The organism is Cupriavidus sp. 05T313 (assembly GCF_056396665.1).
Genome location: NZ_JBFTLX010000375.1, coordinates 1 through 7,750, shown reverse-complemented (window position 1 = coordinate 7,750; position 7,750 = coordinate 1). Strand labels below are relative to the sequence as shown.

The window sequence follows — 7,750 nt, the reverse complement described above, 5'->3', positions numbered from 1 at the left end:
GATCAGCAGCTTCCCCGGCTACAACTTCGACATGTTCACCTCGCCCGATCTGCAATACGAGATCGACGTGACGCAGCCCGAAGGCAGCCGCATCAAGAACCTCGCCTACAAGGGCGTGCCGCTGGATGCCAGCCAGCAGTTCATCGTCGCCACCAACAACTACCGCGCCAGCGGCGGCGGCAACTTTCCCGGCCTGGACGGCAGCAAGACGGTCTATGGCTCGCCCGACGCCAGCCGCGACGTGCTGATCGCGTATATCAAGAAGGCTGGCGCGATCACGCGCGCCGCCAACGGCGCCGCGCGCAGCTGGCGCTTCACCAAGGTAGCCACGGCCGGCAAGGTGGTGTTCGCTTCCGCCGCCAACCAGCTTGCGCAGGCGCAGGCAGCCGGGCTGGCCAATATCGCGCTGGAGCAGGCGGGCTACGACACCAACAAGAATCTGTCGCTGTACAGCGTTGACCTCAACCAGTAAGGCAACGATGACCACGATAGCGAACGGAACGATCACGCCGGCGCGCCCCGCGCCCCGGCGCCGTCAGCGCCGCGTGCATCCGGTGATCGCCGCCGCGCTGGTGGCGGTGACGGTGGCGGCAGGTTGCGTGGGCGGGGCGTCGGCGTGGCGCGAGCACGCCAGCGCGCGGCGCCTGGAACTGGCCCAGTGGCAGACGCTGGCCGGCCCGGCCGGCGACGCGCAGGCGCTGGCGGCGTTGCGCCGCGCCGCGGCAGGCAAGGAGGCGGCGGCACAGACCGCGCTGGGAGAGGCACTGCTGGCGCGAGCGGATGCGGCGCTGCGGGGGGAGGGCGTCGGCTGGTTGCGGCAAGCGGCAGCGGCCGGGGACGCGCGCGCGCATTTCCTGCTGGGCAAGGCGGCCTTCCTGGGGGACGGCGGTGGTGCCGGTGGCATGCCTGATGCCGCGGCTGCGTGGCAGCATTTCGCGTTCGCCGCCGCCGCTGGCAATGCCGGGGCCGCGTATTACCTGGGCCTGCTGCACCGCGGCGGCTACGGCCGCACGCCCGATGCGGCCGCGGCTGCCCGCTGGTTCGAGGTGGCTGCCGATGCCGGCGTGGCGCAGGCCATGTTCATGCTAGCCAATGCCTATCGCGAAGGGGCGGGCGTACCGCGTGACGAGGGGCGCGCGGTGGCATGGTATGAATCTGCCGCCGAGCGGGAACATCCCGAGTCGATCCAGGCGCTGGCCATGGCCTATCGRTATGGGGAGCTGGGGTTGAAGCGGGATGAGGGGAGTTTTCTCGCTCACTTGGGGGAGACTGCGCATGCGCTGAAGCATCCGGCGTTGAAGCCGTGAGTGGTCGTGGGGTGGGTACGCGGAGGGCTGTCGCGGTATGCCGGTGTCGCATTCCTGGCCGCGAACGCACCGCAACCCCACCCCGATCTCACGCCGGGGGCGCCCCATCCTTAAACGCGCTCTTCAGCATCTGCCGCAACTCAGGTCCGTCCTCATGCTTATGCACCTGCACCGCATGCTGGGCAGCGACTTCAAGCAGTTCTTCCTCGCTGTCCGCACTGATAGCCACCGTGCACTTCGACTCACTCGGAAACTCGCGGCAATCGATATATTTGCGTCCCATGCTTTGCCTCCTGACGCGTATGTCAATCAGGTCAATCAGGTCAATCAGGTCAATCGGGCAGGGTGCTTCTGGCACCCCGTGCAGGCGCTTACCCCGTGCGGCGCCCTGGCGCGGCGTTGTCCTCGATAAGCGGGGAAGAGTGGCGCCGCCGGGGTGGCAGGCGCCTGATTCAGTATAGGGCGCGCGCCGCGCCACGGAATGTCCGCGGCGCGCCAGCCGGATCGGTCCGTCAGAGTACCGGCGTGATCACCTTGCCGGTGCCGAGAAAGGCATCGAGATTCTCGAACACCAGCCCGGACATGGCGGCGCGGGTCTCGTGCGTGCCACTGGCCATGTGCGGCGCCAGCACGACATTGTCCAGCGCGAACAGCGCCTGCGGCGCCCGCGGCTCGTCGCGGAACACATCCAGCCCGGCGCCGCCCAGGCGGCCATCGCGCAATGCCGCCACCAGGGCGTCTTCGTCCACCACGCTGCCGCGCGCGACATTGACGAGAATGCCCTTGGGCCCCAGCGCTTCGATGATGCCGGCCGATACCAGCCCTTCGGTTTCCGGCCCGCCCACGCAGGTCACGGCCAGGAAATCGGCCCAGCCGGCCAGCGCCTTCAGGTCCGGCTCGTGGCGCCACGGCGCGCCCGCGCGCGGGCGGCGGTTGTGGTACGCGATGTCCATGCCGAAGCCGGCGGCGCGCTGCGCCACTTTTTCGCCGATGCGGCCCAGGCCCAGGATGCCCAGCTTCTTGCCTGACACGCGCGTGGTCAGCGGGAAGTTCTCTTGGCCCCACTTGCCGGCGCGCACGTAGCGGTCGCCGTGGGCAATGCCACGCGCGGCGTCGAGCAGCAGGCCGAAGGCGAGGTCGGCCACGCAGTCGTTGAGCACGTCGGGCGTGTTGCTGACCTGGATGCCGCGCGCGCGGGCCGCGTCCAGCGCGATCGAGTCATAGCCCACGCCGAAGCTGACGATGGCTTCGAGCCCGGGCATCGCGGCGATGGCATCGGCCGTCAGGCCGTGGCGGGCGGACGTCACCGCCACGCGCGCCTGCTGCGCATGTTCGCGCAGCCATGCCAGCGGGTCGGCCTGTTCCCACAGCGGGACGGCCTGGTACTGCTCCCGCAGGCGGGAGTTGATCTGCGGCGCAAGGGGGCCGATCTGGACGAGCGAGACTTGGGACATGGGAGGCTAGGCGAAGGAAAGGGTGCGGGATCCGGGAAGAGTGCGCGGAGCAGGGCGCAAGGCCGGTCGGCCGGGGGCGGTGCCTGTCCCCGCTCGTTGCGGCGTTCGATGCTAGCGCAATCATAACGTCTCCGGCCCCACCTCGCGCCCGTCGATGCGCGCGAGCAGGCACTCGGCAGCGGTGCGGCCGATGGCCGGGCCGTCGATGCGCACCGTGGACAGCGCCGGGTAGGTGTGCGCGGCAAAGTTCAGATCGCCGAAGCCCATCACGGCGAGCTGGCCCGGCACCTGCAGCCCGCGCGCGCGGGCTTCCGACAGCGCGCCCTGCGCCAGCGTGTCGGAACTGCAGAACACCACATCGGGCTGCGCGCCGCCGTCGAGCAGCCGCGCCAGTCCCTCGCGGCCCAGCCCCAGGCTGGACGGCGCCGGCACGATGCTGCTCGGCACCTCGGTGATGCCGTGGCGGGCCAGCGCATCGATAAAGCCAAGCCGGCGCGACTCGGCGCGCTGGTCGCTGGCGGACAGGATGGCGGGCCGCCGGTAGCCGCGCGCATAAAGGAATTCGGCCACGGTCTGCCCCACCTTCTCGTGCGAGAAACCCACCAGCATGTCGATCGGCGTGGGCGTGATGTCCCAGGTCTCCACTACCGGCACGCGCGCGGCCAGCAGGCGGCGGCGCGTATCGGCGGTGTGCGCGATGCCGGTCAGCACGATGCYGTCGGGGCGGCGCGAGAGGATGGCGGCCAGCAGGTCCTGCTCGCGCGTGGCGGCGTACCCCGACAGGCCCAGCATCATCTGGTAGCCCGCTTGCGAGAAACGGTCGGTGAGCGCCTGGATGGTATCGGCGAAGATCGAGTTGGCGATGGTCGGCACGATGGCCGCGATCAGGCGGCTGCGCCGCGAGGCGAGGCCGCCGGCCAGCAGGTTGGGCACATAGCCGGTGCGCTGGATGGCTTCCTGCACGCGCGCTACCGTGCGCGCCGAGACCAGCCCGGGCTGGTTGACCACGCGCGACACGGTGATCGGCGAGACGCCGGCGATCTTGGCCACGTCGGCCAATGTGACGCTGCCGGTGGCGCGGCCGGCAGCGGGGGCGGGCGCGGTGCGAGGGGTGGTTGGCTTGCGAGGCGGGGCCATTGAGCTCGAAGAGGGATGCGGGAATTGCCGGTCCGCCGCGCGGTGCGGCGGCGTGGGCGCCATGATAGCGCCGTCGCCCCTCGGCGGGCACCGGTGCCCGCCTGCGCGACGGGTTTACCCCGAGCACGCATGCGTTGTGAGGGACAAATGACAGCGCTATCATCTGTCTTCTCCGGGGACCGCGGGCACCGCTGCCGCACGCTCACGCAAAACAAAAAAGACAGACGCCGCAACGGCGCCACCGATCAGAGGAGACAACCCATGCCCACCGCCACCCCCGCACCGGATGCGCGGCCCCGCAAGCGCCCCGAGGAACTGCGCAGCCACCGCTGGTACGGCGCCCACGACCTGCGCGCCTTCGGCCACCGTTCGCGCACCGCGCAGATGGGCTACAACCGCGCCGACTATGCCGGCAAGCCGGTCATCGCCATCATCAATACGTGGAGCGACATCAACCCCTGCCACAGCCATTTCCGCCAGCGCGCCGAAGAGGTCAAGCGCGGCATCTGGCAGGCCGGCGGCTTCCCGGTGGAGATGCCGGCGATGAGCCTGTCCGAACCGTTCCAGAAGCCCACCACCATGCTCTACCGCAACCTGCTGGCGATGGAGACCGAGGAGTTGCTGCGCTCCTACCCGGCCGATGGCTGCGTGCTGCTGGGCGGCTGCGACAAGACCACGCCCGCCTTGCTGATGGGCGCGCTGGCGATGGACCTGCCTGCGATCTTCGTGCCGGCGGGGCCGATGCTGCGCGGCAACTGGAACGGCGTCACGCTGGGCTCCGGCTCGGATACGTGGAAGTACTGGGCTGAGTTGCGCGCGGGCAATATCACCGAGCAGGACTGGCAGGGCATCGAAGACGGCATCGCGCGATCGCCCGGCCACTGCATGACCATGGGCACGGCGTCGACCATGACGGCGGTGGTGGAAGCCATCGGCATGAGCTTGTCCGGCGCCTCGTCGATTCCCGCGCCCGATTCGCGCCACGCGCAGATGGCTTCGCTGTCGGGCCGGCGCATCGTCGAGATGGTGTGGCAGGACCTGAAGCCCTCCGAGATCGTCACGCCCGCCGCCATCGACAACGGCGTGCGCACCGCGCTGGCGCTGTCGGGCTCCACCAACGCCATCGTCCACCTGATCGCGCTGGCGCGCCGCGCCGGCTATGCGCTCTCGCTGGACCGCTATGACGAACTGGCGCGCTGCACGCCGGTGCTGGCCAATGTGCGTCCCTCGGGCCAGTACCTGATGGAAGATTTCTACTATGCCGGCGGCCTGCGCGCGATGCTCGCGCAGATGGGCGATCTGCTCGATACCGGCACGCTTACCGTCGACGGCCGCACCCTTGGCGAGAACCTTGAAGGCGCCCGCGTCTTCAACGACGACGTGATCCGCCCGCGCGCCAATCCGCTGGTGGCTGGCGACGGCCTTGCCGTGCTGCGCGGCAATCTTGCCCCGGACGGCGCGGTCATCAAGCCGCCTGCCGCGCGGCAGGACCTGCTGCGGCACACCGGCCGCGCGGTGGTATTCCGCGACTACAACGACATGGCGGCGCGCATCGACGACCCGCGGCTCGACATCGACGCCAACTGCGTGATCGTGCTGCAGAACGCCGGCCCGCAAGGCGCGCCCGGCATGCCGGAATGGGGCCAGTTGCCGATTCCGCAAAAGCTGCTCAAGCAAGGCGTGCGCGACATGGTGCGCATTTCCGACGCCCGCATGAGCGGCACCAGCTATGGTGCCTGCGTGCTGCACGTAACGCCGGAATCGTATGTGGGTGGCCCGCTCGCCTTCGTGCGCGACGGCGACCTGATCGAKCTCGATGTCCCTGCCCGCAAACTCAACCTGCTGATCGGCGACGACGAAATGGCCCGCCGCCGCGCCGCGTGGGTGGCGCTAGTGCCGAAATTCGAGCGCGGCTACGGCAAGCTTTACCTGCGCCACGTCAGCCAGGCGGACAAGGGTTGCGATTTCGATTTCCTGGAGCCGGTCGATGCCGCGGAGGGCGGCGAGCCGGAGATCCATTGAAGCACCGCGCCCGTCTCGCAGCCGGGTGGACCCATCATCATAAGAACGACCGAGGAGACAACGACCCCATGAAACGCCAAGCCCTTGCGCTGCTGGCCGCCGCTGCCACCATAGCCGCCGCCGTACTCCCGCTGACCGCTTCCGCCCAGGCCAACTGGCCCAGCAAGCCGATCACCTACGTGGTGCCATTCCCGCCCGGCGGCACCACCGACACGCTGGCACGCCTGATCGGCCAGCGGCTCGGGCAGGCGCTTGGCACTACCGTGGTGGTGGAGAACCGCCCCGGCGCCGGCGGCAACATCGGCTCCGATTTCGCGGCCAAGGCGGCGCCCGATGGCTACACCATCCTCGGTGGCACCATCAGTTCGCACGCGATCAATGCCAGCCTGTACCCGAAGATGCCGTACGACGTGGTCAAGTCCTTCGCGCCCATCACGCTGATCGGCACCAATGCCAATGTGCTGGTGGTCAGTGCCGGCAGCCCGTTCATGACGGTGAAGGACATCGTGGCGGAAGCCAGGGCCAGGCCGGATACGCTGGCGTTTGCCTCGGCCGGGAACGGGACTTCGCAGCATCTTGCCGGGGAATTGTTCAAGAGCCTGGCGGGCATCAAGCTGACCCACATTCCGTACAAGGGGAGCGGCCCGGYGATCCAGGATGTGATGGCGGGGCAGGTGCCGATGATGTTCGATACCACGGTGGTGGCTGCGCAGCATATCGATTCGGGCAAGCTGCGGGCGCTGGCCGTGACTTCGGCGAAGCGGATCAAGAGCATGCCGAATGTGCCGACGATGGCGGAAGCYGGGGTGGCTGGATATGAGCTGGAATCGTGGCAGGCGATCTTTGCGCCGGCTAATACGCCGAAGCCGATCGTGGATCGGTTGTATCGGGAGATTTCGGCGATCATCAAGACGCCGGATATGCAGGCTCGGTTGGAGAAGTTGGGGATGGAGCCTTCGGGGATGGCGCCGGAGCAGTTTGCGGGGTTTCAGCGTAGTGAGATTGGGAAGTGGGCGAGGGTGGTGAAAGCGGCGGATATCAGGATTGATTGACGTGGCGTGCGACGAAACTCCTGGTCTCCGGGAGGCCTATTGCTCTGCTCGCTTGGGGGTGGTCGCTGTTTGTTTGAGAGGTGGTGGCATGTTGCACTCAAAGGAATACGACATCCCCCTGCGGGGGACGCCGGTCACTCTTCTTTGCCTCGGCAAAGAAGACTAACGAGAAGAAAGCCGACCCTGCCGGGAGCAGAGCAATCGCGAGTGCGAGGGGCGCTGGTTTCGTCGTACGGCCGCAGTTCTGCTGGCAGCTGCCGTTACCAGTTTGCAGGGCTTCGCAATGGCACGACCCATGGGTTTCGTGGTGATGCCCCCGACCTCGTGCACAGTGACCATTCCCACATCTGCCGTTACCGGCACGAACCACCACGACACACCACATGCCCATGGTTTCGTGGTGGGGCGGGCGCGGTGGTGAAGGCCTCGGGCATATCACCCGGTGCCACCGCGCCCACGACGGAACCGGACCGCCTGCAACTTCGTGGCCGCCCACTTCGCGAGCGACAGACGGCTCGAAGTCAGTGATGTCCGCTACCGGGGGCCCCACCACGAATCCCGGAGGCTGGCAGATCCGTGGCCGCTCAAGCCGGTACCGGCAGAAGCCCGCCGGCACTTTGGGCCGTACGACGAAACCACCGATATCTGAAAGCCTTATTGCTCTGCCCCCGGCAGGGTCGGCTTTCTTCTCGTTAGTCTTCTTTGCCGAAGCAAAGAAGAGTGACCGGCGTCCCCCGCAGGGGGATGTCGTATTCCTTTGAGTGCAACATACCACCAC

The 7,750-nt window shown here is 68.2% G+C and carries 7 protein-coding genes; 4 read left to right on the top strand and 3 right to left on the bottom strand.

The features are described from left to right. Both AC1DKD_RS39095 and AC1DKD_RS39090 read left to right on the top strand, forming a co-directional pair. On the top strand, nucleotides 1-472 hold a 472-nt coding region (locus AC1DKD_RS39095), incomplete at its 5' end, for a 5'-nucleotidase C-terminal domain-containing protein (RefSeq protein WP_477144549.1). Nucleotides 473-479: 7 nt separating this feature from the next. Then, a complete protein-coding gene (locus tag AC1DKD_RS39090; protein WP_441626507.1) occupies nucleotides 480-1,307 on the top strand; it encodes a tetratricopeptide repeat protein in 828 nt (275 codons plus the stop codon). An 88-nt stretch (nucleotides 1,308-1,395) separates the two neighbouring features. Here AC1DKD_RS39090 and AC1DKD_RS39085 read toward each other — a convergent pair whose 3' ends face one another. The 3 genes from AC1DKD_RS39085 to AC1DKD_RS39075 all read right to left on the bottom strand — a co-directional run bounded on the left by AC1DKD_RS39085 (nucleotide 1,396) and on the right by AC1DKD_RS39075 (nucleotide 3,898). Further along, complete coding sequence (locus tag AC1DKD_RS39085; RefSeq protein WP_441626505.1) at nucleotides 1,396-1,590, bottom strand: DUF1059 domain-containing protein; 195 nt, start codon at nucleotides 1,588-1,590, stop codon at nucleotides 1,396-1,398. Nucleotides 1,591-1,819: 229 nt separating this feature from the next. Then, on the bottom strand, nucleotides 1,820-2,761 hold the full coding sequence (locus AC1DKD_RS39080; protein WP_441626503.1) for a 2-hydroxyacid dehydrogenase: 942 nt from the start codon (nucleotides 2,759-2,761) through the stop codon (nucleotides 1,820-1,822). 120 nt (nucleotides 2,762-2,881) lie between these two features. Then, nucleotides 2,882-3,898 (bottom strand): LacI family DNA-binding transcriptional regulator, encoded by a 1,017-nt coding sequence (locus AC1DKD_RS39075; protein WP_477144548.1) that lies wholly within the window; start codon nucleotides 3,896-3,898, stop codon nucleotides 2,882-2,884. A gap of 261 nt (nucleotides 3,899-4,159) precedes the next feature. Between AC1DKD_RS39075 and araD the strand changes: the two genes are divergently transcribed. Next, on the top strand, nucleotides 4,160-5,920 hold the full coding sequence (gene araD, locus AC1DKD_RS39070; protein ID WP_477144547.1) for an L-arabinonate dehydratase: 1,761 nt from the start codon (nucleotides 4,160-4,162) through the stop codon (nucleotides 5,918-5,920). Nucleotides 5,921-5,988: 68 nt separating this feature from the next. Then, nucleotides 5,989-6,972: a tripartite tricarboxylate transporter substrate binding protein gene (locus AC1DKD_RS39065; protein ID WP_477144546.1), complete on the top strand. Its 984-nt coding sequence runs from the start codon at nucleotides 5,989-5,991 to the stop codon at nucleotides 6,970-6,972. Nucleotides 6,973-7,750 lie beyond the last annotated feature (778 nt).